Origin of the sequence: Halomonas meridiana, assembly GCF_009846525.1 — a bacterium.
GTDB lineage: Bacteria > Pseudomonadota > Gammaproteobacteria > Pseudomonadales > Halomonadaceae > Vreelandella.
The window spans coordinates 1,023,490-1,046,968 of record NZ_CP024621.1 but is presented as its reverse complement, the minus strand read 5'-3'; the positions used below and the strand labels follow the sequence as shown (position 1 = coordinate 1,046,968).

Below are 23,479 nucleotides of genomic sequence, written 5' to 3'. Positions count from 1 at the left end.
ATGAGTCATGCTTTTGTAGAGGTACAGAAAGCTGCCAAGCGCTTCCCCGGCGCCACTAAAGAGGCAGAACCGCTAACGGTGTTTGAGAACATTAGTTTTCAGCTCAAGAAGGGCGAGTTTGTGTGCATCATCGGCCACTCTGGCTGCGGCAAATCCACCATTATGAACGCACTCGCCGGGCTGGATCAGTTCTCTGAAGGCTCCATGGTGATGGAGAACAAAGAGATCAGTGGCCCTGGCCTTGAGCGTGGCGTGGTGTTTCAAAACTACAGCCTGCTGCCCTGGCTCACCGCGCTTGAAAACGTTCGCTTTGGCGTACGCGCCCGCTGGAAAGCGTGGAGCGATCGGGAAGTCACCGACCACAGCATGAAGTACCTGGAAATGGTCGGCTTGAAAGAGGTGGTAGACCGCAAGCCCTCCCAGCTCTCTGGCGGTATGCGCCAGCGGGTGAGCATCGCCCGGGCGTTTGCCACCAAACCCAAACTGCTGCTGTTGGATGAGCCGTTCGGCGCGCTGGATGCGCTGACCCGGGGCGTCATTCAAGACGAGCTGATCAAAATTTGGAGCCAGGATCAGCAAACCGTGTTCATGATCACTCACGATGTGGACGAAGCGATCTTACTGGCCGACCGCATCTTCTTAATGACCAACGGCCCCCAAGCGCGTATCGCCGAAGCGGTGGAAATTGATCTGCCAAGGCCCCGCCAGCGGGCAGAGATCGTCAAGCATCCGCACTTCTACACGATTCGTAACTACCTGGTCGATTTCCTGGTGAACCGCTCCAGCGAGCTGCGCACCCAGGAGTTCGACGGCCAAGGCCTGCGCTACCCGACGCCGGTGAACCCGGTACAACTAGCGTCTGCAGACACCACTACAGATTCACCCCCGGCATCCCCTGCCACCGAACCACAAGAAAACCTAGTGAAGTTCACTCCCAAGGAGGTCCGTCATGGATAAGCTCGAAATGCGCCATACCCTGCTGGCTGCCAAAGCCCGTAAAAAAATGAGTTGGGATGACATTGCCAGCGCCGTCGGCATGTCGCCGGTGTGGGTCGCCTCTGCCTGCTACGGCATGAACAGCGCCAGCGCCGATATCGCCCATAAGCTCTGCGACGTACTCGAAGTGGATGGCGACGTGGCCACCGCGCTCACGGCCTTCCCCACAAAAGCGTGGGATGAAGCCATCCCCCAAGACCCATTCGTCTACCGCCTCTACGAAGTGGTCGGCGTGTACGGCGAAACGCTGAAAGACGTGGTGCAAGAGAAGTTCGGCGACGGCATCATGAGCGCCATCGACTTCACCATGGAAGTGGACAAAATCGAAGACCCGAAAGGCGACCGAGTACTGCTGACCCTGAACGGCAAATTCCTGCCTTATAAGTCCTGGTAACGTTAATAACGCGCGCTTAATCGCGTTCCAGCAGCGTTACGCTGCGCTCGACGCCACTGCGGTAACTGGCACCAAACAGCAGCAGATGGTTAAGCAGTGGGTAGAGTTGAAACAGTGCTTCACGCCTCGGCCAGTCGGCCGGGGCGTTGCCGTTCCAGTAGGCCTCGAAAAATGCGTCACCGGGGGAGCCGAACAGCGTCAGCATGGCAAGGTCGGTCTCGGGGTAGTGGCGATAAATCGCCGGGTCGATCAGCGCGGGCCCGCGGGGGGTGGTCAGTACATTGCCCGACCACAGGTCGCCGTGAACCAAACTCCCAGGAGCATCCGGCAACCAGCGCTCCAGCTGTTCGGCCTGCTGTTCGATACGGCGACGTAGCGCGCTATCAAGCAAACCACGCTGAAAACAGGCCTCGCAAAGGGGGAGCAGGCGGCGCTCGCGCTGAAACTGCCGCCCGTCAGCCAGTGGCGCATTGGGCTGCGGGGTCAATCCGCAGGCGTTGTCTTCATGCCAACCGTGGGAGGTGCCTATCACGCCGTGCAGCTGGCGAAGGCCCTCTCCCAGCGCGGTCGCATCCTGCTTGTTGGCGGGCTGAGTCTCCAGGGCTTCCATCACTAGCCAGCCTTCCGCTTGGCCGAGCACTTCGGGAATGATGAGCGAGATATTGGCCCCGGCAAGGGCGTGCAGCCCTTCTGCCTCACCCCTGAGGCGCTCGGGATCGTCATGCTTCACGATCACCCGCCCCTGGCGCGTGGCTAACGTATACACCGCCGCACTGTCGCCGCCGCTTAGCGGCTCTAGCTCGCCAGTAGGCGCTATATCGTGAGTAGTGAGCAGATGGCGTAAGCTAGCCTCCATGGCATTCTCCGCTGCGTTACCGTGGTTGAGTGGATCACGGTACAAGGCAATCGGCCATGGAGGCAATGGGTGGTTACAGCGTATGGCGCTGCCCTAGCGCGGCCAAATAGCGCTGATAGGCTCCTTCATAGGCGGCCACACGCTCGGCATCAGGCTCCGCCAGCGAGGCCGCATCCAGATGCACCAGGCGCTCACAGAGCGATGCCAGGCTAACGCCTTCGGACTGTAAATCGCACCAGGCCGCTTGAATGGCTGCCCCTAGCGCGGCGGCATCGGTAATCTCGGGGCAAATCACCTGGGTGTTGGTAATGTCAGCGACCATTTGCCGCCACACCGGGCTTTTCGCCCCGCCGCCAATCAATCGAATCTGGCTGGTGCCCGCGGCTAGCTCGCCCAGCAGCTCCAGCCCGTAGCGTAGGCCAAAGGTCGCGCCTTCCATTACGCCTCGGCAAAGGTTGGCCTGGGTCATATTCAGGCTGGTCAACCCGAGAAAATCGCCGGTGGCATCGGGCAGCATGGGCACTCGTTCGCCGTTGAAGAACGGCAGCACGGTGACGCCCTCGGCACCAATCGGGGCGCTGGCGACCTGTTCGCCAAAGGTAGCCAAGTCCAACCCAAACAGCTCACGCACGCGAGTCGTTGCCGAGGTCACGTTCATGGTGCAGATCAGCGGCAGCCATCCCCCGTGGCTGGCGCAAAAATTCGCCACCATGGCGCTGTCACACACCACCGAATTAGGTGAGTAAGCACACACCGTGCCGGAAGTGCCTAAACTGAGCGTGACCAGCCCCTGGGTAATATTGCCGGTGCCAATCGCCCCCATCATGTTGTCGCCACCGCCGGAGGAGACCAACACGTTATCGCTCAGCCCTAGCTCCTGAGCCACTAGCGGGCGCACGCGGCCAGCGGGTTCATGGGCGTCAATGATCCGAGGCAGTACACGGTCAGGGTCGAGCTCCGGCGCAATGGCGGCAAACACCTCTTTTTGCCAGCACTGGACGCGGGTATCGAAGTAACCGGTGCCCGAGGCGTCGCCTGCCTCAGTAACCCGTTCGCCGGTCAGCCAGAAGTTCAGGTAGTCATGGGGCAGCAAGAGCGTAGCAATACGCTGGTAGGCATCCGGTTGATGCTCGCGTAGCCAGGCCACTTTTGAGGCGGTATAGCCCGTTTGCAGCACCAGGCCCAGCTTCTCCAGGCAGCCCGCCTTGCCCCCCAGCGTTTCCACCAACGCGCTATTTTGAGCGCTGGTTTCGGTATCGCACCACAGCTTGGCGGGATACACCGGCACGCCATCGGCATCGAGTGCCACCATACCGTGCTGCTGGCCAGACACACCAATACCGCGCACCTGCTTGGCATCGATCCCGGCGCGCTCAATCGCTTGAAAGAACGCGCCTTTGAGCGCCGCCAGCCACTCCGCCGGCGCCTGCTCCCGGCGGCCATGCTCCCCTTCATCCAGGCGATGCGGGCGGCTGCCCTCACCCAGAATGACGCCCCGCTCCACATCAACCACCACGACTTTGGTACTTTGGGTACCGCAATCCACCCCGATATACATCACAACGTTCCTTTGGACGCGACCAGAGCCTCAAGAGTAGCCCGTGCGCCTCGTTCATGCAGCGACTTCAGCGCTTCCAGGTAGGCGTTAAGGAAGCGAGGATGGTCCGCCAAGTCGCCAAACAGCTCGCGGTTTTCCACGAAGGCCGCTGGATGGGTGCGGTTATTGGCGGCAATGGCCATTAACGGCTCGCGCAAACGGTCCACGATCTCAATGGACTGACCCTGCTCATCGACGCCTTCGGCGTAGCGTGCCCAGCTGGCCACCACGGCGGCGCTGCGCTCAATCTCCCCGCCCTGGGCAAGCTGCCGGCGAATCACCGGCACTAACCATTTAGGAATGCGATCCGAGCTTTCGGCGCACAGCCTCGCCAAGGTGTCTCTGATTTGCGGGTTCGCAAAGCGCTCAATCAGCGTCAGCCGGTAGGTTTCTAGATCCACCCCCGGCACGGGGGCCAGCGTCGGTGTGCCCTCTTCGCGCATGTAGCCGAGCAAGAACTCGACAAACAGCGGGTCTTGGCACACCTCATGGGCGTAGCGGTAGCCCGCCAAATAGCCAAAGTAGGTCAGCGCCTGATGGCTGGCATTGAGCAGGCGCAGCTTCATGAGTTCGTACGGCTCGACATCCTCGACAACCTGCACACCGACCTTCTCGAACGCCGGGCGGCCCAAGGGGAAGTGATCTTCCAACACCCACTGGGTAAAGGGCTCGCACACCACGGGCCAGGCATCTTCAACGCCAAAGCGCTGGGAGAGCTCTTCGATATCCGTGGGCGCGGTCACTGGCGTGATGCGGTCCACCATGGCGTTGGGGAACGCTACCTCAGCGGCTAGCCAGTCGCCCAGCTCCGCACTGCGGGCGCGGGCGTAGGCGCTGAACATGCGCTTGGCGACATCGCCGTTGCCTTGAATGTTATCGCAGGACATCACCGTAAACGGTGCAATACCCCGTGCCCGGCGGCGTACCAGGGCTTCCACCACCAAGCCAAAGCTGGTGGAGGGGCGCTCAGGATGGGCGAGATCGTCGCGCACCTGGGGGGCGTCCATGTTGAATTCTCCGGACACCGGATGAAAGTTGTAGCCGCCCTCCGTAACGGTGAGCGAGACAATTTTGATGGCAGGGTCGGCCATGGTTTCGATGACCGCCTCGGGGTCTTCCGGGGCAAACAGGTAGTTCACCATGCTGCCAATCACCCGAGGCTGATATTCACCGTCAGGGTGCTTGACCACGAGGGTGTAAAGGTAGTCTTGTGCGGCGAGGGCCTGCTGCATGCGTTTGTCGCCGGGCATGACCCCCACGCCCACAATGCCCCAATCCAGCGCTTCGCCTTGGTTCATCAGCGCATCTACGTACATCGCCTGATGGGCACGATGAAAACCACCGACGCCAATATGGACGATGCCAGGCGTCACGGCCTGACGATCATAGGTCGGCGTCTCAACCGCCGCGCTGAGGGAACCCACATTGTGGTTATTAAGCTGGGTCATCGTCACTCTCCGGGTTATTGGCTGGGCAAGCGCGTCCTAGCGCCAGCGCTGGTCAGGTGGCACGCTGCGGGTTTTTACCAGCGCGGCGCTCAGCATGTCTTTTTGGTGGGTGCGCTCAAGCGCGCCGCTGTGGTCTTGGCCCATACAGAGCCAGCGGTTCACCAACCGCTCTACGAGAACTGCGTCGTCGACGTCGATCATTAGCGTCCAGTCGAACAGCGCGTGCAGTGACCGCCACGGATCTTGGTTCAATAGCAGATAATTGCCTTCCACAATCACAATGCGATGCGCGGGGGTAATTAACCGCCCACCGGCACGGGCAAGGTCCAGCGGCCGATCAAAGACCGGCACGGCCACCGGCTTATCCGCCCGACGGATGCGCATTAAATCGTGATGCAAGCCCTCCACGTCGAAGGTGTGGGGCGCACCTTTCACAGGCAACTGCTCATCGCCTAGTACGGCGTTATCGAAGTGGTAGCCATCCATCGGCACCACCGCCGCGTGCCCTGGGCGCAGTTGATTAATCGCCTCGCAGAGCAGCGCGCTGCGGTAGGATTTTCCGGCCCCCGGCGGCCCCGCCAGGGCAACCATAAAGCGCGGCTTGCCTTCGGCGGCATCCAGCAGTTGGTGGCTTAACGAAACAAGATCAGGGCTCATAGGCGTCTTAGCTCATCCAGTTGCCGCCATCGACGTTGAGCGTCTGGGCGACGACGTAATCGCTATCCTGGCTGGCAAGAAACACGGCGGCGCCGGTGTGATCTTCCGGCAGCCCCATACGGCCATAGGGCACCGCCTCGCCCACTAGGCGCTTTTTCTCGCCCAATGGGCGGTTCTCGTAGCGAGCAAACAACGCATCGACTTCTTCCCACATCGGGGTATCCACCACGCCGGGGGCAATGCCGTTGACGTTAATGCGGTGTTTGATCAAATCGAGCCCGCAGGACTGGGTCAGGCTAATCACGGCGGCTTTACTGGCGCAGTAAACACTCACTAGCGGTTCGCCACGCCGACCCGCCTGGGAGGCCATATTGATAATTTTGCCTCCCTGACCTTGGGCCACCATGGCGCGGGCCACGGCCTGCAGGGTGAAAAACATGCCTTTGGTGTTCACCGCAAACTGTTTGTCGAAGCTGGCCTGGGTCACTTCCAGCACCGGCGCCATATCGAACACTGCCGCGTTATTGACCAAAATATCAATGCCACCAAAGCGCTCGGTGACGCTCTCCACCATGGCATCGATAGAGCCTTGGTCGCACACGTTCAGCACCACACCCATGATCCGCTCGGCGCTGGCATCCTGCTGCAGCGTGGTGAGTGCGTCTTCGATGGCCTTGGCATCGATATCGGCCACCACGACACTGGCCCCTTCGGCCAAATAGCGCTGGGCAATGGCGAGTCCGATGCCACGGGCACCGCCAGTAATCACGGCACGTTTATTGAGCAGTTTCATTGTTATCTTGTCCTTGCAGATGTAATTGCCACTCGTCCACTAAGGCGCGAAGCCCGCGCATATGGGGCAAAATTCGCCAAGCACCCGCCGCGAGCAGGCGGTTAGGCTGCTCGTCGTCGATATGGCTGGCGCCCACAAAACCAATCACCCGCATGCCGGCGGCATGGGCAGCGGTAACGCCTGCCACGCTATCCTCAACCACTAGGCAGCGGCTGGGCGGGCAGCCAAGCTCATGCGCCGCCAAGCGGTAAATTGCTGGGTCCGGCTTAGGGTTATCGACCTGCTCGGCCGTGAAAATCGGCACATCGCCCAACGCCTCTTCCAACTGCGTTGTTGCAAGCGATGCCAATACGCGGCAGCGGCGGCTGTTGGAGACCACGGCCTTAGGTAAATCGAGACTACTAACGGCGTCGTGAACCCCTGCAATCGCGGTGAGTTCTCGTGCCAGACGCGCTTCTATGGCGCTATCGACCCGCTCGGAGGCATCAGGCGGCAGCTGATGGCGGCTTAACTGCGCCAAGTGCTTAAGGATGTCGGCGGTCGTCATGCCCAGGGCTTGGCTGAGCAGTGTGGGAATATCCAGATCCGGCAGCCACTGCCCAAGGTGAGTTTCCAGGGTCTCTTCAGCCAGGGCTTCGCTATCCACCAGGACGCCGTCACAATCAAAAATCAGCGCTTTCATACCTGCGCCCCTGGCGCAGCAGGCTCGGTAGCCGCACGGTTATCCTGGCGGGTCAGGCTGGCCAGCGGGTGCTGTGACAGGCTCTCTAGCGCCAAGCCTTGGGCGTCGAACAGATGAGCACGCTCGGCGGCAAAGCCAAACTGCACGGTATCGTTCACCCGGTAGGCCACGTCGCCATCGGCCATAATAGTGATCAGTAGCTCGCCCATCTGCACGTACAGCGAGGTCTGCCCGCCTAAGCGCTCCAACACTTTAATCTGCCCACTCAGCGGGCCGTTTTCCTCCAGCTGCAGATGCTCAGGACGAATGCCCAGCTCCAGCGCTTCATCGCTGGCGAGCTGTTCGCCCGCCACAGGGATAGTGCAGGGCCGCCCGCCGGGCAGGCGCACGGTGACGCCATCATCACCAATGGACTGCTGCTCGACGCTGAAGAAATTCATCTTGGGCGAGCCGATAAAGCCTGCCACGAAGCGGTTACGCGGGTGGTGGTAGAGCGCCATGGGCGAACCCACCTGCTCCACCACGCCATCGTGTAGTACGACGATTTTATCGGCCATGGTCATGGCTTCTATTTGGTCGTGGGTCACGTAAATCATCGTGGCATCCAGCTCTTCATGCAGCCGCGCCAGCTCGATACGCATCTGCACCCGCAACGCCGCATCTAGGTTGGAGAGCGGCTCGTCGAACAGGAAGATGCTGGGGTTGCGCACAATCGCTCGGCCAATCGCCACCCGCTGGCGCTGCCCGCCGGACAGCGCTTTGGGCTTGCGATCCAGCAGCGGCTCAAGCTGAAGGATCTTGGCAGCTTCCAGCACCTTGGCGCGGCGCTCCTCTTTGGGCACCCCGGCCAAGCGCATGCTGAAGCCCATGTTGCCCTCAACGGTCATGTGCGGGTACAGCGCGTAGCTTTGAAACACCATCGCCAAACCGCGGTCGGCGGGCCCCACCTCGTTCATGCGCTTGCCATCTATGAGAATATCGCCGTCGCTGGCGCTTTCCAGGCCTGCGATCATGCGCATCAGCGTGGATTTACCGCAGCCCGAGGGGCCAACGAACACCACGAACTCACGATCGTTAACGTCGAGATCAATGCCCTTGATGACCTTGGTGTCGCCAAACTGCTTAGTAATATTCTTGAGTTGTAAGGTTGCCATGGGGAACTCCTTTACTTGACGGCGCCAAAGGTCAGGCCGCGCACCATTTGTTTTTGGGTCATCCAGCCGAGGATTAGGATGGGGGCGATGGCCATGGTAGAAGCCGCCGACAGCTTGGCCCAGAACAGCCCTTCGGGGCTTGAGAACGAGGCAATGTAGGCGGTCAACGGCGCGGCTTTCGACGAGGTGAGGTTGAGACTCCAGAACGCTTCGTTCCAGCTCAAAATCACCGAGAGCAGCCCAGTCGACGCAATCCCTGGCAGGGTCAGCGGCAGTAGCAGGAAGAACACTTCCTGCAGAGTGGAGGCACCGTCCATCCGGCCCGCTTCGAGAATGTCTTTGGGCATATCTTTAAAGAAGGTGTAGAGCATCCACACCACGATGGGCAGGTTCATCAAGGTATAAATAATGATCAGCCCGGTGCGGGTGTCCAGCAGCCCGACATCGCGGAAAATCAGGTAGATAGGCACCAGAACACCCACCGGCGGCAGCATTTTGGTGGAGAGCATCCACAGCAGCGTGCCCTTGGTGCGCTTAGTGGGCAAAAAAGCCATGGCATAGGCCGAAGGAATAGCGATGAGCAGCGCTAAAAACGTAGAGCCAAACGCCACCGCGATGCTGTTCAGCGCGAAACGGGCATAGCCCGAGCGTGCCTGCACCTCCTGATAGCTTTCCAGCGTGGGCGAAAAGATAAAGCTGGGGTCGGCTATCGCCGCCGTCTCGGTTTTAAAACCGGTCAGCACCATCCACAGGATAGGAAAAAAGATAATCAGCGCGATCGACCAGCCCAACAGGGTCAAGACCAGTTGCCGGATGGGCAACGAGCGAGTATGTGCTGGTGCGCTATTACGATGAGTTGTCATTGAAATGCTCCCAAGACGTCCTGGTGCCGGGGTCAGTCTTCTAAGTTCTTAGCGACCATACGGACAAGGAAAATCGCGACGATATTGGCCAGAATGATGGCGATCACCCCACCCGCCGAAGCCATGCCCACATCGAAATCCAGCAGCGCTTGGATGTAGATCAAATAAGCCAAGTTGGTGGTGGCGAGCCCAGGCCCACCGGAGGTAGTGACAAAGATCTCGGCAAAAATCGTCAGTAGGAAGATCATTTCAATCATGATCACCACGCTAATCGCCCGCTTTAGGTGCGGTAACGTGATAAAGAAGAAAATCGCCAGCGGCCCCGCGCCATCCATCCGCGCGGCTTCCACTTGGTCTTCATCCAGCGATTGCATCGCCGTCAGCAGGATCAGTAGCGCAAACGGCAGCCACTGCCACGAGACGATGATGATGATGGAGGTCAGCGGTAGCGATGAGAACCAGTCCAGCGCAGAAAGTCCCAGCGACTGTGCTAACCACGCCAACACCCCGTTAGAGGGGTGCATCATCATGTTTTTCCATACCAGCGCGCTCACCGTTGGCATGACAAAGAAGGGAGAGATCGCCAATACGCGGGCTATGCCCCGCCCAGCAAAATCCTGTTGAAACAGAATCGCTAAGAGCGTACCGCCCACCACGGTAATCACCAGCACCCAACCCACTAGCAGCAGCGTGGTGCCCATGGCCGACCATAGCGCGGGGTCGGTCAGCAGGTACTCATAGTTTTCCAACCCGGCGAAGCCGGTCATCTCGGGCATCAGTAAGTTGTAACGCTGGAAAGAGAACCAGATGGTCATGCCTAGGGGCACAATCATCCAGAGCAGGAGCAGCGTTACGGCGGGCGCTTGAAGCGAAAGCGTTCTCAGCCCGCCGACCGTACGGCCAGAAGCACGTGTTCTATTCATGGAAATACCTGCAAGAAAACAGACCTGCGAGAACCACCAAAAACGCCTGCCCGTGGCCGGGCAGGCGCAGGAGTGCATTAACGTTCGATGTAGCCCGCCCGCTGCATCGTGCGCTCAGTCGCACGCTGGGCGCTATCTAGCGCCTGCTCAACCGACGTATCGCCGGTCAGCGCCGCCGCAATGGTTTGGCCTACCTGAGTGCCAATCGATTGGAACTCAGGAATACCCACAAACTGCACGCCCACATAGGGGTTCGGCTCTAGGCTAGAGTCGGTGGGGTCAGCCTCTTTAATGGCGTTCAGTACGAAGCCAGCAAACGGCGCGGCTGAGGTGTACTGCTCGTTAGCATAGGTGGATTCACGAGTGCCCGGCGGTACGCTGGTCCAGCCGTTAGTCTCACCGACAAGCTCGATATACTCTTCAGAAGTGGCCCAAGTAATGAACGCTTGAGCTGCCTCTTTATGCTCAGAGGAGGCTGGGATAGCCAGTGCCCAAGACCACAGCCAGTGGGAACCTTTGGGAGTTTCCGCGATGGGCGCGGGCGCAAAGCCAAGCGTACCGGCTACGTCGGATTCGCTCTCGTCGTAGAGCTTGCCTGCCGCCGAGGTAGCCGACCCACATGGCGCAGTTACCGCGTGAGAAGAGCGCTAAGTTCTCGTTAAAGCCGTTGGAGCTGGCGCCTGGCGGGCCGTAGTTGCTGAGCAGGTCTACGTAGAGCGAAATCGCGTTATTCCACGCCTCAGAGTTCAGCTCCGGATTCCACTGCTCATCAAACCAGCGGCCGCCGAAGGTGTTCACCAGCGTCGAGACGAAGGCCATGTTCTCGCCCCAGCCCGGCTTGCCGCGCAAACAGATACCCGCCAGGCCCTCTTCGCTACCGTGGAGCTGTTCGGCCCAGTCGCGCACCTGCGTCCAGGTGGGCTGCTCGGGCATCTCGATACCTGCCTGCTCAAACAGATCGGTGCGGTAATACATCATCGAGCTTTCCGCATAGAACGGCAGGGCGTGCAGCGTGCCGTCCAGGCTTAAGCCGTCGCGTACCGATGCCAGCAGATCGTCTTCGTTATAGTCATCGGGCAGGCTGTCCAGCGGCTCAAGCCAGCCGCGTTCCGCCCAAATGGGCACTTCATAAGTGCCGATGGTCATCACGTCGAACTGCCCACCGCCGGTGGCAATATCCGTGGTCATACGCTGACGCAGCACGTTCTCCTCAAGCACCACCCAGTCCAGCGTGATATCCGGGTGCGCTTGCTCAAAGGCATCGGTCAGGCTCTGCATAATGACCATGTCATTATTGTTCACCGTGGCGACGGTGATCTCAGTTTGAGCCTGGGCTTGGCCAGCCACCGCAATGGCGGCCGCTAGGGTCGTGACGGGCAAATGACGCGCGAGACGCATACAGCACTCCTCTTGGCAAATATTGGCATTGTTGTTGCCTTGATCTTATTGATCACCAACCGAACAAATGATCGTATGCGAGCCAAAAAAAAGCAAAGCTTGCCGCGTTAGACTTTACGCTAATTCATTCAATCGCTTGCATGTTGCAACCGCGAAGATAGCGCTCACTCCATCGCCTCGAGGATATGCCGCGCAGCGATCTCATCGGTGATCAAGCCCTTCAGCCAGCCACCGCGCAGTGCGGCTAAAATGGCAGGCGCTTTATCCCTGCCACCGGCAATCCCCACCATGAGGTGCTTTCCAAAACGCTCCAGCGGCAGGCTGGTCACACGCCGGGTAATCGAGCAATCGATCACCTCTCCACGCCGGTTCAGCGGCCAACCCAGTAGCTCTCCCACCGCTTCGCGGCCCAGCAGCTCATCTAGCTCGCTTTCGCTAATGAAGTGGTCTTGAAAAAGCGTGGCCTGGCGGTCAATACGGCCAATGCCGATAAACGCCGCCTCTGACTCTCGCGCTACATCGGCGATCGCTTTGAACAAGCGCTGGGACAGCATGGCCTCTTTTTCCGCCAGCGACTCCGCCACTACGGGTGCAGGCAATAAAAAGCGCTCGCCGCCGGTCTTATCCGCCAGCACCATCACGGCGTCGTAGCGGTTGGCGGAGCCATCCCGTGCCACGTTGCCCACCAGCGAGACAAACCGATGCTGCGGCCGCTCCACGCGGCTTAGCGCTTCCACTGCCGCACGTACTGAACGCCCGGTCCCCAGCGAGAGCGTCAGCGGCTCGCTGCGCTCCACCAGCCGCGCAATGCGCTCGGCCCCCGCCACGGCCAGATAGTACGCGCCGCTTTCGGGGGCCTGGGTGTCCGCAGGCACCACGTCGCAGTAGGCCAGCTGAAAGCGCTCCCGCAGCGCGCTGCCCAGCGCCATACAGGTTGAGATGGGGTGATCGATATGCACTTTTACCAACCCCTCTTGGCGCGCCAGGGCCAGTAAGCGTTGGACGCCAGGGCGTGAGACGCCAAGCTGAGTGGCAATCTCATCCTGGGTCATGCCGCCCACATAGGACATCCAGGCGGCCCTGGCTGCTTGGTCGAGCTTTACTTCAAACTTATCCATGGAGGGGGTCGCCGCCTTGTCGTTAAAAAAACCTCATCATACAAAGCCTTCGCCAAGACCAGTAGTGTCCTATCCGCTAACATAAGCGCCTGACGACGTATCCCGATGCACAGAGGTCGCTGCTATGTATAAACTTGCGTTTTTCGTTCCCATTGAGAATGCCGACAGCGTCAAACGCGCCGTCTTCGACGCGGGTGCCGGTCGAATCGGCAACTACGAGCATGTTTGCTTTCAGACCCGAGGCACCGGTCAGTTCCGTCCGATGGCAGGCGCCGAGCCGCATATCGGACAGGTCGGCACGCTAGAAACCGTCGAGGAGTTCAAGGTCGAGCTGGTCTGCGCCGACGAGCATATTCAGGCCGCTATTGCGGCGCTCAAACTGGCGCATCCCTATGAAGAAGTCGCCTACGACGTGTGGCAGCTCGCCGACCTTTAAGACGACTAGGCGCTACCCACATAGCGCTCGCGATCTTCGGGCGTGATTTTACTGATATGCAGCGGAAACACGGCGTTTTCGCGGTCGGCAAAGTAGTGGCGCAGCGTGCGCTCGATGGTGGGGAAGGCCAGCGCGTCCCAAGGAATCTCGTGTTCCTCGAATAGCGCCACCTCCAGGCTCTCTGGCCCGGCACCAAAGCCGCCCACCAAATCCGCGCGAAAGATCATATAGACTTGATTGATATGCGGAAGATCGATCAGCGTGTACAAGTCGCCCAGCGTGACCTCAGCGAAGGCTTCCTCCCAGGTTTCCCGCGTGGCGGCCTGCTGGGTGGTCTCAGCGTTTTCCATATACCCTGCCGGTAGCGTCCAGTACCCTTTTCGAGGGGAGATCGCTCGCTTGCAGAGCAGCACTTTGGAGCCGCTCACCGGCAGCGTACCCGCCACGATGCGGGGATTTTGATAGTGGATCGTGCCACAGCCGTCGCACAGGTAGCGGGGGCGGTCGTCTCCCTCGGGAACGGCAAACCGGACTTTCTCACCACACTGACTACAAAAGTTCATCGAGTTTTCTCTACGGCTGGTGGGTCGAGGCATCAACGTGCTTGACGATGATCACCGTGGCTGGGTAAAAGAGAGCAAAGTAAAGAGACTCCTATGTTAGAGAAACTGCGCAAACGGCTGCAACAGCATACCCCTCAACGGCTAGACCATGTAGCACTGCCGGAAGCTGCCGTGCTCATGCCGATTGTTGAGCGCCCTGCCCCCACCCTACTGTTTACTCGCCGAGCCAGCCACTTGAATACCCACCGTGGCCAAGTCGCTTTTCCTGGCGGTAAACGTGAACCGGGTGACGCTGATCTATATGCCACGGCGTTGCGGGAAGCAGAAGAAGAGATTGCGTTAGCCCCTGGCCTGGTACAGCCCCTGGGGCGGCTGTCGGACGTCATTTCGCTGCACGGCATTCGCGTGACGCCCTGGGTGGGTATCATTCCGCCGGACCTACCGCTGGTGGCGGATCCCGCGGAGTTGGACGCCATTTTCGAAGTCCCGCTCAGCCACTTTTTAGACGACCAGCGTACCCATACCGATGTGATCACCGTCGATGGCGTTGCCCACTACGTGCCCAGCTATCACGTCGATGGCCACGTGATCTGGGGCTTATCTGCGATGATGCTGGTGGAGCTGCTGGCCGAGGGGTTTGGTATGGAGATTGACCTGTATCAGCGCCCGCCCGGTGCTTTGCGCCACTACCCTGAACGTCGTACCCCGACTAGCCGACGCTCGGCCAACGCCGAGCGCGCGCCCGTGACGAGAACCACGAAATGATTGCTTCGCCTGACATCGACACCCCGGCCCTCGATCCCCACGCCCACCTAGCGCTGGTAGACGCGCTGGTGGAACAGGGGTGGTATGTAGGTAAAGGCGTGATCGACCCGGCGCTTTGCCAAGCGCTGCACCGGGAGATTCATCAGCTGGCCGAGCTGGACGCCCTGGACGAGGCGGGTATTGGCCGCGGCCAGCAGCATCACTTGCGCAAAGACATACGCGGCGATGCCATCCACTGGCTAGACCGAGAAAGTGACGCCCAACGCCGCTATCTGGATGCCATGGCAGCGCTACAGCAGTCTCTCAACCAAGCGCTGTTTCTGGGTCTGTTCGAGTACGAGGCCCACTTTGCTCATTACCCTGCCGGTGCCTTCTACCAGCGTCACCTAGACAGCTTTCGCGGGCGGGCCAACCGAGTGATTTCTACTGTCGGCTACTTGAATCCCGACTGGCCGAGCGACGGCGGCGGTGAAATGGTGATTTATCATCCGGATGACCCAACGCTAGAAGTGGCCCGCGTGGTGCCCGAAGCCGGCACCTTTGCCTGCTTTTTATCGGAAACCATTCCCCATGAAGTGCTGCCCACCCGCCAGCCTCGCGCCAGCATTGCGGGCTGGTTCCGCCGCAACGCATCGATGGGCGGCGTGTTGGACCCTGCGCGCTAAATGATGAGCGAGACGTGTCCCGTGAGTGCTGACAGAGCGGCCGCCCTGGCGGCGAAAGTAGCGGCCCTGGAAGCGCGCAACGCCGCACTCGAGGAGGAAAAGCGCCACTATCAGTGGCTGGCCGAAAGCACCACGGACCTGATCTCCCGTCACGCCCGGGACGGCACGTTTTTGTATGCCTCCCAGGCCGCGCGGGAGCTGCTGGGCTATGAACCCGACGAGCTCATCGGCGTCTCCGCGTACCAGCTGTTTCACCCAGCCGATTTGAGCGACCTGCTCAACAAGTCGCCGCGGGTGTACTACCACGACGGCTTCTATCAGCAAACCTACCGTTTCCGCGCCAAGGCGGGCCATTACGTATGGTTCGAAACCACCAGCCGCACTCGGCGGGACGCCGAGACTGGCGAATTGATCGATATCCTCTGCGTCTCCCGAGACGTCGGGCGTCGTATCGAGGCCGAAGCCACTCGGGAGCGTTTGGCACAGGTGGTTGAATCCACCACCGACTACGTGCTGTTTTTAGGGCCCAACCTGCGGGTATTCAGCGCTAACGAAGCCGCTCGCCGCTGCTTTGCCTTACCCAACGAAGCGTCCACTGCGCTCAGTGAGCTATACCAAGCCGAGTCGCTGTGCTTGTTAAATGAGGTAGTGTTTCCAGCCGTGGAGCGTTACGGCTCCTGGAGCGGGGAATTGGAGATGCGCACCGCGAGCGGCAGCGTACCGGTGCTCAGCGTGGTACTGGCCCACCGCAGCCGAGGAGCCGAGCCTGGCCACTACGCCCTGGTCAATCGCGATATTAGCGCTCGAAAAGCCGCCGAATCCCAAGCGCGTCGCCATCAAGAGCAGATTGCCCACGCTAACCGGTTAGCCGCCGCAGGCGAGCTTGCCTCCAATATCGCCCACGAGCTAAACCAACCTTTAGGTGCCATTGCCAACTATACCAGCGGCGCGCTGCTCAAGTGCCAACAGCAGCCCACACCGCTTGCCAGCGAGCTACAGCTGCCTCTGGAGCGCATTGACGAGCAGGTACAGCGCCTTGCTCAGCGGCTGCGTCATCTGCGCAGCTTCGTCCGTAAGCGCAGCCATCACGTGCGCCCACTGGCGCTGGACGAGGTGGTCGCGGCTGCCTGTCGCCTCTGTGAGTGGCAGTATCAGCAAGCATCGATCGAACTCGTAGTACGCCTGCCCGATACGCTGCCGCGCGTCTACGCCGACCCGATTGCCCTGGAGCAGGTCATCGTGAACTTACTGCTGAACGCGCTGACCGCTAGCCGCCGAGTGAACGACGCCAAGGTGGTCTTCATGAGCGCCCGGCGAAGCGGCCAGCGCCAGATCACCCTAAGCGTTGAGGACGAGGGGCCGGGGGTTGAAAAAGCACACCAGCAGACCATTTTTGACGCTTTCTTCACCACCCGCGAGGAAGGGTTGGGCATGGGGCTGGCCATTAGCCGCACGCTCATGGAGAGTATGGGCGGCGCCCTCTCTTTGCGCGACGAGAGTGCCAGGGGCGCCTGTTTTGACGTATCACTGCGAACGGAGACCGATGCCTAATGCCCTCGCCTACTCCTTTATCGACGCCCCCTAACGTCATTGCGGTGATCGACGACGACGACGCCCTGCGTGACTCTCTTGTCTGGCTGTTGGAATCGGTGGGGCTCACCCCCCGCGCCTTCGCCAGCGGTGACGCTTTTTTTGCGGCCTCCCACGATGACTTAGGCGCTCTACTGTTGGACGTGCGCATGCCGGGCATGAGCGGGCTGCAGGTGCAGCAACGGCTAATCGACCAGCAGGCCCGCCTGCCGATCATCATGATGACCGGGCATGGCGACGTGCCCATGGCGGTGGCGGCGCTAAAAAATGGCGCGTTCGAGTTCATCGAAAAGCCTTTCAACCACCAGCAGTTGATCGACGTCGTGCAGCGAGCGCTCAGCAGTGCCGAGCAGCAGCACCAACGCCAGCAGTCGATAGCGCAGCTAAAAGCCTGCTTCGAGACGCTTCGCCCGAAAGAGCAGCGCATTGTGGTGCACGTGGCGGAGGGGATGACGAGCCGGGAAATCGCCGACCATATGGGGATCAGCGCCAAAACCGTCGAGGTGTATCGACTGCGGGCGATGAAGGCGATGGGAGCGGCCAATGTGGCCGCCCTCGTGCGTCAGGCAGTGGCACTGTCGCTAGTGCCCGCACTTCCTCCTGCCCCAGGGACGCGTGATTAGCTCAGCGGTACGATCTGGCCGTTGGCTTCTTCCAACACGCGGCTCACCTGCTCGTAGTTGGCACGACCTTCCCCTTTATGCTCTTCGATCAGGCTCACCACGTTCAACAGCGTTTCCATGCCAAAGGCCTGCTCATCGGTCGCCGTGAACGCCTGAATGTAGGCATCGTCATTGGCGCCCCAGCCGAGCTTGATGGGCGCGTCGATGATGTTCACCTGGGTGCCCACCGGCACACGCCAAAACACCGACTCGATATCCTCCGGGTGCATACGGATACAGCCGCGGCTAGCGCGCATGCCAATCCCATCCGGCTGGTTGGTGCCGTGGATCAGATAACCGGGGATATCCAGCAAAATGGCATACTGGCCCAACGGATTGTCTGGGCCGGGCGGAACGACCGCAGGCGGTGGATCCCCCCGCTCGGCTGCCTCGCGACGGATCGACTCAGGCGGATACCACGCAGGGTTTTCCAAACGCATGGTGGTTTCGGTGATACCGAGCGGCGTATTGTAGGCATCGCGGCCAATCCCGATCGGATAGGTTTCGACGCGGGGCGCTTCTCCGTCTTCGACCTCGGGATAGTAGTACATCCGCAGCTCGGCCACGTTGATTACGATCCCTGTGCGAGGTTCATCAGGCAGAATGAACTGGCTGGGGATGGTGACCTCGGCGCCCTCTCCCGGCACCCAGATACTGACATCCGGATTGGCCATGCGGATCTCTTCGTAGCCCACGTTATGCTCCCGGGCGATATCCAGCAGCGTATCCTCTTCGCTGGCGGTGACGGTATATACCTCACCGACCATGTTGCCTGATTCGGGCAACAGAAAGTGGCCTTTCGGCAGTTCGGCGTCACTGGCCATCGCGCTGGCCGTCATCAGCCAAGTGCTGAGTGCCACAACGCCACTGGCTAAGCGCTGTTTCAACGGCTGAAACGACAGTAAGGGGGCAGTCAGGGTCATGAAGTCTCCTTTATATGCAGCCACCGCGCTGCGGCAAGCCTGGATGGCTATGAATATGCCCAGCCACGGGCAGCGGGTCAATTCGCCAGACTGTCGCAGCGCGTTTAACGTCGCCGCCGCTCTTTCTTGATATGGATTAAGAGTGCGCCCTAATGATTGCAAAGAGGGCTTCAACGCCTACCTTGAGAAGTGTCCCTGCACAGCGAGGTGCCGGGACACTTCGGACGAAAAGAGGTGCCACTCGCGTGTGCCCTCTTCATCACCACGCAAGGAGCAATCACGATGAAACCGACTTTTCTCACGACCCTCATTCTTCCCGCCCTGATGGCCACGGCAGGCATCGCTCAAGCCAATGAGGGCAACACGGGTACGGAAGCGTCTTACCTGACCAATGCCCCAGACAACACTTTCCACTCCGATTCGCTGACGGGCAATCAAGTACGCAGCAGCGTTGAAAACGACGAAGACATCGGCACCATCAACGACTTGATCATCGACGAGGATGGCAAAATCAACGCCGTGGTCGTCGGTGTAGGCGGTTTCCTGGGAATGGGCGAAAAGAATGTCGCCATCGAGTGGGACTCCCTGGAACTGACGAAAGGCGAGGACAATGAGGAGTACGTGATTTCCGTCAACGCCTCGGAAGAAGCGCTACAGGATGCGCAGGCGTACGAGCGGGAGGGAGACCTGCACACGGAGCGCGATACCGAGATGAACAATAGCGACGAAAACACCATGGACGAGACACAAAGCTAATCTCGTCATTGGGTTTTCTAGCAGCCATTGCTCGCAAAAAGGGCCTTGCCACTTGGCAAGGCCCTTCTCGTCTTCAGGGCAGTGCGGCGGGAAAGCCGCTGCCCAGGGGCAAAGGTATTAGCCTTTCAGCTTGGCTGACATCGTGATGTCAGCTTTGAGGACCTTGGAGACCGGGCAGTTGGCCTTGGCGGTTTCTGCGGCTTCCTGGAAAGCGGCGTCATCGGCACCGCTCACGCTGGCTTCCACGTCCAGGTGAATGCTGGAAATATCGAAACCCGCATCGCTTTGTGACAGCGTGACGCGCGCCTGGGTATCGATCGCATCGGCCGTGTAGCCTTTCTCGCCCAGAATCATCGACAGCGCCATGGAGAAACAGCTGGCGTGTGCGGCGCCAATCAGCTCTTCGGGGTTAGTGCCCGGTTCGCCTTCGAAACGCTGCTTGAAGGAGTAACCTGCATCCAGGACACCGCTTTCAGTGGCGACCTTACCTTGGCCATCTTTCAGACCACCTTCCCAATGTGCGCTTGCTTTACTATCCATTCTGTTCTCCTTTCCTAGGGTAGTGTGCTTCTCGCAGGGTGAACGCAGGGTTACGTTCGGTGCTTGTTCAGCGTAGCTGATTCTAGGCGGTGATTCTACGACCCTCGTCTTACGGTGCGCTGATCGTCGCCAACGATGGCGACGCCTCCGAAGCACTGGCCTGCAACGACTGCATGGAGCGCTCACCGCGATCATCGAAGGGCGCGCTAGCATCGATGGTCAACTCGACCCGGCGATTCGCGGCCCGCCCTTCTGGCGTATCGTTGGCGGCAAGCGGCCGCGTTTCGGCAAACCCTTGGATGATCAAACGCCCGGGGGCAATGGCACCGGAATTCACCAGGACGTTGGCTACCGAAGCGGCGCGCATCGCCGACAGATCCCAGTTACTGCGAAACTGCGCGGTGCGAATAGGGACATCGTCGGTATGGCCATCAATCGAGACGGTACCGGTCAACTCCCCCAATAGCACGGCAAGCTCCTGCAGCAAGCTGGCAAACGCGGGGGTCACCGTAGCGGTTCCCGAGTCGAACGTGCCGTTTTCGGCAATGCGTACCACCACGCGGTACTCATCCACCGTAATCTCCGCTACGCCTTCAGGCAGGGCGTCTTCGAGCAGCGACTCGACGCTGCCAGCCACTTGCAAGCTGCGCTGTCGCTGCTGGGTTTCCAGCATGCTACGCATCGACTCCAACTGCGGCTGCTGTTGCATGGTACGCTGGCGCACCTCTTCGATGAGCGTTCGGTCCGGCGTCGCAGGGGAGAAGTTTTGCATCACCGCACTCGTTCCCATGGGAATCTGCATGGCTTCGATGTCCCGCTGCACCCCAAAGGCTTTGGACAGCTCGTCCGCCACGCGGCGAAACTTCTGCGCGTCGATTTCGGCAAACGACAGCAGCAGCACGAAGAAGCACAGCAGCAGCGACATCAGGTCGGCGTAGGTCACCATCCATGCGGGAATGTTGGTCTGCTTTTGTGCCATGGCCTACGTTCGCTCGCTTGCCGCACCGCGCTCTTCGCTGCTCTCGGCAGTGCGATGCTCTGGCGGCAGATAAATGGTCAGCATCTGTTCGAGTACCCGCGGGTTTTTGTCGCCCTTGATGGCGAGAAGCGCATCTATCCAAAGCTCCTGCATTTTGGATTCTTGGTTCATGCGCACCCAAAGCTTGTCGGCCAGGGGGGTGGCGATCATCGTTGCGATCATCGCGCCATACAGCGTGGTGAGCAGCGCGACTGCCATGGCGGGGCCGATGAGGGAAGGGTCTCCCATATTCGAGAGCATCTGCACCAGCCCCACGAGCGTGCCGATCATGCCCATGGCGGGCGATACTTCACCGAGCGCGGAGAAGACTTGGCCACCGGCTTCGTTACGCTCGAGCGTCAGTAGGCGCTCTTTCTCCATCATCTCCTTGATCATGTCGGCACTAAAGCCATCGGCCAGCATTTGTAGCCCTTTCTTCAAGAACGGAGAGTTTACGTCTCGGCTTTCCAGCGCAATCATGCCTTCTCGACGGGCGACCTTAGAAAGCTCCACCAACTCGTCGATACTCTCTTGAATACTGGGTAACTGAAACTTGAAGGCCCGCGCCGCTGCTTTAAACGCAAACTTGAACTGTGTGATGCTGAACTTGGCGAGCACCACGAATAAACTGCCGCCCACCACCAATAAAAGCCCGGTAGGGTTCATAAACACTTCCGGCGACGTGCCCATGATGACAGAGGCACCTACCAGCACGGCAGCTCCTACCAAGCCAATCAGCGTTGCGAGATCCACGGCGTTTCCTCAACGAGTATCCATTGCCCTACTACGATTGGCTGAGACAGTAGAGACTCCCACCATAGGCGTCAACGCCAAATTCGTGACATGACAAATATTGACAAATCTATTTACTGACTTGTACATACTTCGCTTTCATACGCTTTATGGATAAGCTGACGGCCACTCAACCCCGTGGTTTTTTACGTAAGGACACACCATGTCATCGGCCGATGCGCTGCGCCTTTTATTACTCTCTTCGTTATGGGGGCTATCGTTTATCTTCATGCGGGTCGCAGCGCCCGAGTTTGGCCCTCTGCCGCTGGTGTTGGTGAGAATGGGGATTGGCGCCCTACTGCTGCTACCGCTGCTGTTGAGCCTGCATTACGTGCGTCTGATCTGGCAGCACAAAGGGCCGCTGCTGCTACTGGGAGTGGTCAACCATGTCTTGCCTTTCTCGCTGCTGGCACTAGCGACGACGCGGTTAGAGGCGGGGTTTACGTCACTGATTAACGCCACCACGCCGATTTTTACCGCGCTGTTAGGGGCCGCCTTCTTTGCGACGCCCGTGCAACGCCAGCAGTATCTGGGGTTGGCGCTGGCGCTATTGGGCGTCTATGTGCTCTCCGCCAACCGGCTGGACTTCGGTTTGGGCGGCGATGGCTGGTTCATCATCGCCGTACTGGGTGCGACGTTCTGCTACGGCTTGGCGGGCAACTACTCCAAAACGCGCCTTAGCCACTTGCCTACCCGGGTACTGGCCGCTGGCAGCAGCGCCATGTCGGCGCTGGTGTTACTCCTTCCTGGCGTGCTGCTATGGCCCAGCGAGCCCATCAGCCCCCTGGCGTGGGGCAACGCCCTGGCACTGGCCATGCTCAGCACGACGCTCGCCTTCTTGCTGTACTTTGGTTTACTGGCAAGCGCCGGGGCAACGGCGGCGTCGACGGTGACGTTTCTCGTCCCCGTCAGTGCCCTGCTGTGGGGCTATTTGCTACTGGATGAAACGCTGAGCCTACAGGTCGTCACGGGTATGGTGATTACTCTACTGGGCACCGCGATTGCCACGAAGCTTTTGCGCTTCAAGCCTAGCGGGGCGTTACGGACACCGCATCCCCCACACGAATGACGCTGCCTTCACCCGCCGTTAACGTGGCGTTTTGACCAAAGTGCGCGCCTTTCAAATGAGGCTGGGTATTCAACGCCAAGAGCGTTTTGAGCGGCTCGGCCTGAGTGGGAATCGTGCCTGTGTGCTGATCGACGGTAGTGATCTTGCAGCGTTGGCAGGGTTTGCGCAGGGTGAGTTGGTAGGTGTCACTCTCGATTGTTGCCCAGCGATCCTCCTGCCAAGCCTCGTCGGCGTCTACCACGATATTGGGGCGAAACCGGTTCATGGGTACCGGTGTATTGCCTCCCGCCACCAGCGCGCTGTTCAACGCATCCAGGGAACCGGTAGTGGTGATCAAAAAGGGGTAGCCATCAGCGAAGTAGCTGTGGGCTTCACCCCCTGCCAGAAAATCCTCTTCCACCGCTCGGGTAAAGGTCGTGGCGAAGCGGACCAGGCTAATGCCTCGGGCCTGCTCACCCAGCGCAGCCTCCAACCATTCGGACACTGCCTCGCTCTCCGGCAGCGCTTTACAGTGATCATTCCATACCGATACCAGCCTCAGGTTACCCTCGGGCTCTGCCAACGAGATGAATATCGGCTCGACGCTGGGGTGAGAGAGCACCAGGGCTTCCGACGTCAACGCCACGGATATCGTCGCCAGCGCGGGCAGCTGCCGTTGGGTGACAAAGCGCTGCTGGGCATCCACCAGCATCCACCGGCGGTCCCAAGCAAGGCCGTGGGCATGAATCTCGCTCTGGGTCACATCGATCCCCTGCAGGGATTTCACCGGGTAAACCGTTAATTGCGTAATCTTCACAGCGGCCTCGTACGCTTTGGGCATA

Annotated in this window: 25 protein-coding genes and 1 pseudogene; 9 read left to right on the top strand and 17 right to left on the bottom strand. The window is 59.9% G+C overall.

The genetic code is table 11. The annotated features are described in order from the left end of the window. Positions 1-957 carry an ABC transporter ATP-binding protein gene (locus tag CTT34_RS05115; RefSeq protein ID WP_159341476.1) on the top strand — a complete coding sequence of 319 codons (957 nt, stop codon included), beginning with the start codon at positions 1-3 and terminating at the stop codon, positions 955-957. Further along, positions 950-1,390 (top strand): cyanase, encoded by a 441-nt coding sequence (gene cynS, locus CTT34_RS05110; RefSeq protein WP_159341475.1) that lies wholly within the window; start codon positions 950-952, stop codon positions 1,388-1,390. Before CTT34_RS05115 ends, cynS begins: the two co-directional genes overlap by 8 nt. A 16-nt stretch (positions 1,391-1,406) precedes the next feature. Here cynS and CTT34_RS05105 read toward each other — a convergent pair whose 3' ends face one another. The 11 genes and pseudogenes from CTT34_RS05105 to CTT34_RS05055 form a co-directional block, all read right to left on the bottom strand. After that, positions 1,407-2,246: a fructosamine kinase family protein gene (locus tag CTT34_RS05105; protein ID WP_159341474.1), complete on the bottom strand. Its 840-nt coding sequence runs from the start codon at positions 2,244-2,246 to the stop codon at positions 1,407-1,409. A gap of 73 nt (positions 2,247-2,319) precedes the next feature. Further along, positions 2,320-3,804, bottom strand: a complete 1,485-nt coding sequence (gene xylB, locus CTT34_RS05100; protein ID WP_159341473.1) for a xylulokinase — start codon at positions 3,802-3,804, stop codon at positions 2,320-2,322. After that, positions 3,804-5,291 carry a mannitol dehydrogenase family protein gene (locus CTT34_RS05095; RefSeq protein ID WP_159341472.1) on the bottom strand — a complete coding sequence of 496 codons (1,488 nt, stop codon included), beginning with the start codon at positions 5,289-5,291 and terminating at the stop codon, positions 3,804-3,806. The genes xylB and CTT34_RS05095 overlap by 1 nt, the downstream gene beginning before the upstream one ends. A gap of 36 nt (positions 5,292-5,327) precedes the next feature. After that, positions 5,328-5,948 carry a nucleoside/nucleotide kinase family protein gene (locus CTT34_RS05090; RefSeq protein WP_159341471.1) on the bottom strand — a complete coding sequence of 207 codons (621 nt, stop codon included), beginning with the start codon at positions 5,946-5,948 and terminating at the stop codon, positions 5,328-5,330. Positions 5,949-5,955: 7 nt separating this feature from the next. Further along, positions 5,956-6,741: an L-iditol 2-dehydrogenase gene (locus CTT34_RS05085; protein ID WP_159341470.1), complete on the bottom strand. Its 786-nt coding sequence runs from the start codon at positions 6,739-6,741 to the stop codon at positions 5,956-5,958. Then, positions 6,725-7,423 carry an HAD family hydrolase gene (locus CTT34_RS05080; protein ID WP_062359319.1) on the bottom strand — a complete coding sequence of 233 codons (699 nt, stop codon included), beginning with the start codon at positions 7,421-7,423 and terminating at the stop codon, positions 6,725-6,727. The genes CTT34_RS05085 and CTT34_RS05080 overlap by 17 nt, the downstream gene beginning before the upstream one ends. Continuing rightward, positions 7,420-8,577: an ABC transporter ATP-binding protein gene (locus CTT34_RS05075; RefSeq protein WP_159341469.1), complete on the bottom strand. Its 1,158-nt coding sequence runs from the start codon at positions 8,575-8,577 to the stop codon at positions 7,420-7,422. Before CTT34_RS05075 ends, CTT34_RS05080 begins: the two co-directional genes overlap by 4 nt. A gap of 11 nt (positions 8,578-8,588) precedes the next feature. Continuing rightward, positions 8,589-9,440: a carbohydrate ABC transporter permease gene (locus CTT34_RS05070; protein WP_159341468.1), complete on the bottom strand. Its 852-nt coding sequence runs from the start codon at positions 9,438-9,440 to the stop codon at positions 8,589-8,591. A gap of 32 nt (positions 9,441-9,472) precedes the next feature. Next, positions 9,473-10,363: a carbohydrate ABC transporter permease gene (locus CTT34_RS05065; protein WP_159341467.1), complete on the bottom strand. Its 891-nt coding sequence runs from the start codon at positions 10,361-10,363 to the stop codon at positions 9,473-9,475. Positions 10,364-10,440: 77 nt separating this feature from the next. Continuing rightward, positions 10,441-11,761: pseudogene (locus CTT34_RS05060) on the bottom strand (ABC transporter substrate-binding protein). Between the two features lie 164 nt (positions 11,762-11,925). Continuing rightward, positions 11,926-12,879, bottom strand: a complete 954-nt coding sequence (locus tag CTT34_RS05055) for a sugar-binding transcriptional regulator (protein ID WP_159341466.1) — start codon at positions 12,877-12,879, stop codon at positions 11,926-11,928. 124 nt (positions 12,880-13,003) lie between these two features. Between CTT34_RS05055 and CTT34_RS05050 the strand changes: the two genes are divergently transcribed. Further along, positions 13,004-13,315 carry a YqfO family protein gene (locus CTT34_RS05050; protein WP_159341465.1) on the top strand — a complete coding sequence of 104 codons (312 nt, stop codon included), beginning with the start codon at positions 13,004-13,006 and terminating at the stop codon, positions 13,313-13,315. Between the two features lie 5 nt (positions 13,316-13,320). Here CTT34_RS05050 and CTT34_RS05045 read toward each other — a convergent pair whose 3' ends face one another. Then, complete coding sequence (locus CTT34_RS05045; RefSeq protein WP_089675368.1) at positions 13,321-13,878, bottom strand: NUDIX hydrolase; 558 nt, start codon at positions 13,876-13,878, stop codon at positions 13,321-13,323. Positions 13,879-13,971: 93 nt separating this feature from the next. Between CTT34_RS05045 and CTT34_RS05040 the strand changes: the two genes are divergently transcribed. The 4 genes from CTT34_RS05040 to CTT34_RS05025 are packed head-to-tail and all read left to right on the top strand — an operon-like array spanning position 13,972 to position 17,521. Beyond that, a complete protein-coding gene (locus CTT34_RS05040) occupies positions 13,972-14,643 on the top strand; it encodes a CoA pyrophosphatase (protein ID WP_159341464.1) in 672 nt (223 codons plus the stop codon). After that, positions 14,640-15,308 carry a 2OG-Fe(II) oxygenase gene (locus CTT34_RS05035; protein WP_159341463.1) on the top strand — a complete coding sequence of 223 codons (669 nt, stop codon included), beginning with the start codon at positions 14,640-14,642 and terminating at the stop codon, positions 15,306-15,308. Before CTT34_RS05040 ends, CTT34_RS05035 begins: the two co-directional genes overlap by 4 nt. A gap of 21 nt (positions 15,309-15,329) precedes the next feature. After that, the gene (locus CTT34_RS05030) at positions 15,330-16,859 is read left to right on the top strand and encodes a PAS domain-containing sensor histidine kinase (RefSeq protein ID WP_254436458.1); all 1,530 of its coding nucleotides are present in this window, start codon (positions 15,330-15,332) and stop codon (positions 16,857-16,859) included. Continuing rightward, positions 16,859-17,521 (top strand): response regulator transcription factor, encoded by a 663-nt coding sequence (locus CTT34_RS05025; protein ID WP_159341462.1) that lies wholly within the window; start codon positions 16,859-16,861, stop codon positions 17,519-17,521. The genes CTT34_RS05030 and CTT34_RS05025 overlap by 1 nt, the downstream gene beginning before the upstream one ends. Here the strand turns inward: CTT34_RS05025 and CTT34_RS05020 are convergent. Continuing rightward, positions 17,518-18,399 (bottom strand): L,D-transpeptidase family protein, encoded by an 882-nt coding sequence (locus CTT34_RS05020; protein ID WP_390620279.1) that lies wholly within the window; start codon positions 18,397-18,399, stop codon positions 17,518-17,520. The two genes, CTT34_RS05025 and CTT34_RS05020, sit on opposite strands and share 4 nt — an antisense overlap. A 366-nt stretch (positions 18,400-18,765) precedes the next feature. Between CTT34_RS05020 and CTT34_RS05015 the strand changes: the two genes are divergently transcribed. Beyond that, positions 18,766-19,239: a PRC-barrel domain-containing protein gene (locus CTT34_RS05015; RefSeq protein WP_159341460.1), complete on the top strand. Its 474-nt coding sequence runs from the start codon at positions 18,766-18,768 to the stop codon at positions 19,237-19,239. Positions 19,240-19,356: 117 nt separating this feature from the next. Here CTT34_RS05015 and CTT34_RS05010 read toward each other — a convergent pair whose 3' ends face one another. The 3 genes from CTT34_RS05010 to CTT34_RS05000 all read right to left on the bottom strand — a co-directional run bounded on the left by CTT34_RS05010 (position 19,357) and on the right by CTT34_RS05000 (position 21,550). Beyond that, entirely contained in the window at positions 19,357-19,779 is a 423-nt protein-coding gene (locus CTT34_RS05010) for an OsmC family protein (protein ID WP_159341459.1), read from the bottom strand. Positions 19,780-19,888: 109 nt separating this feature from the next. Continuing rightward, positions 19,889-20,758, bottom strand: coding sequence for an OmpA family protein (locus CTT34_RS05005; RefSeq protein ID WP_159341458.1), 870 nt, complete (start codon positions 20,756-20,758; stop codon positions 19,889-19,891). Positions 20,759-20,761: 3 nt separating this feature from the next. Beyond that, on the bottom strand, positions 20,762-21,550 hold the full coding sequence (locus tag CTT34_RS05000) for a MotA/TolQ/ExbB proton channel family protein (RefSeq protein ID WP_159341457.1): 789 nt from the start codon (positions 21,548-21,550) through the stop codon (positions 20,762-20,764). A gap of 202 nt (positions 21,551-21,752) precedes the next feature. On the opposite strand from CTT34_RS05000, the gene CTT34_RS04995 reads away from it, so the two are divergent. Beyond that, positions 21,753-22,658 (top strand): DMT family transporter, encoded by a 906-nt coding sequence (locus CTT34_RS04995; protein WP_159341456.1) that lies wholly within the window; start codon positions 21,753-21,755, stop codon positions 22,656-22,658. On the opposite strand, the gene CTT34_RS04990 is transcribed toward CTT34_RS04995, so the two are convergent. Next, a complete protein-coding gene (locus CTT34_RS04990; protein ID WP_159341455.1) occupies positions 22,618-23,454 on the bottom strand; it encodes an MOSC domain-containing protein in 837 nt (278 codons plus the stop codon). The genes CTT34_RS04995 and CTT34_RS04990 overlap by 41 nt on opposite strands. Positions 23,455-23,479: the final 25 nt, after the last annotated feature.

Coding starts and splice junctions, on each gene's coding strand:
- CTT34_RS05065 (WP_159341467.1), bottom strand. CDS start 10,363: ATGAATAGAACACGTGCTTCTGGCCGTACGGTCGGCGGGCTGAGAACG.
- CTT34_RS04995 (WP_159341456.1), top strand. CDS start 21,753: ATGTCATCGGCCGATGCGCTGCGCCTTTTATTACTCTCTTCGTTATGG.
- CTT34_RS05035 (WP_159341463.1), top strand. CDS start 14,640: ATGATTGCTTCGCCTGACATCGACACCCCGGCCCTCGATCCCCACGCC.
- CTT34_RS05045 (WP_089675368.1), bottom strand. CDS start 13,878: ATGAACTTTTGTAGTCAGTGTGGTGAGAAAGTCCGGTTTGCCGTTCCC.
- CTT34_RS05015 (WP_159341460.1), top strand. CDS start 18,766: ATGAAACCGACTTTTCTCACGACCCTCATTCTTCCCGCCCTGATGGCC.
- CTT34_RS05025 (WP_159341462.1), top strand. CDS start 16,859: ATGCCCTCGCCTACTCCTTTATCGACGCCCCCTAACGTCATTGCGGTG.
- CTT34_RS05020 (WP_390620279.1), bottom strand. CDS start 18,399: ATGACGGCCAGCGCGATGGCCAGTGACGCCGAACTGCCGAAAGGCCAC.
- CTT34_RS05095 (WP_159341472.1), bottom strand. CDS start 5,291: ATGACCCAGCTTAATAACCACAATGTGGGTTCCCTCAGCGCGGCGGTT.
- CTT34_RS05090 (WP_159341471.1), bottom strand. CDS start 5,948: ATGAGCCCTGATCTTGTTTCGTTAAGCCACCAACTGCTGGATGCCGCC.
- CTT34_RS05040 (WP_159341464.1), top strand. CDS start 13,972: ATGTTAGAGAAACTGCGCAAACGGCTGCAACAGCATACCCCTCAACGG.
- CTT34_RS05075 (WP_159341469.1), bottom strand. CDS start 8,577: ATGGCAACCTTACAACTCAAGAATATTACTAAGCAGTTTGGCGACACC.
- CTT34_RS05005 (WP_159341458.1), bottom strand. CDS start 20,758: ATGGCACAAAAGCAGACCAACATTCCCGCATGGATGGTGACCTACGCC.
- xylB (WP_159341473.1), bottom strand. CDS start 3,804: ATGTATATCGGGGTGGATTGCGGTACCCAAAGTACCAAAGTCGTGGTG.
- CTT34_RS05070 (WP_159341468.1), bottom strand. CDS start 9,440: ATGACAACTCATCGTAATAGCGCACCAGCACATACTCGCTCGTTGCCC.
- CTT34_RS05115 (WP_159341476.1), top strand. CDS start 1: ATGAGTCATGCTTTTGTAGAGGTACAGAAAGCTGCCAAGCGCTTCCCC.
- CTT34_RS05055 (WP_159341466.1), bottom strand. CDS start 12,879: ATGGATAAGTTTGAAGTAAAGCTCGACCAAGCAGCCAGGGCCGCCTGG.
- cynS (WP_159341475.1), top strand. CDS start 950: ATGGATAAGCTCGAAATGCGCCATACCCTGCTGGCTGCCAAAGCCCGT.
- CTT34_RS05010 (WP_159341459.1), bottom strand. CDS start 19,779: ATGGATAGTAAAGCAAGCGCACATTGGGAAGGTGGTCTGAAAGATGGC.
- CTT34_RS05050 (WP_159341465.1), top strand. CDS start 13,004: ATGTATAAACTTGCGTTTTTCGTTCCCATTGAGAATGCCGACAGCGTC.
- CTT34_RS05105 (WP_159341474.1), bottom strand. CDS start 2,246: ATGGAGGCTAGCTTACGCCATCTGCTCACTACTCACGATATAGCGCCT.
- CTT34_RS05085 (WP_159341470.1), bottom strand. CDS start 6,741: ATGAAACTGCTCAATAAACGTGCCGTGATTACTGGCGGTGCCCGTGGC.
- CTT34_RS05080 (WP_062359319.1), bottom strand. CDS start 7,423: ATGAAAGCGCTGATTTTTGATTGTGACGGCGTCCTGGTGGATAGCGAA.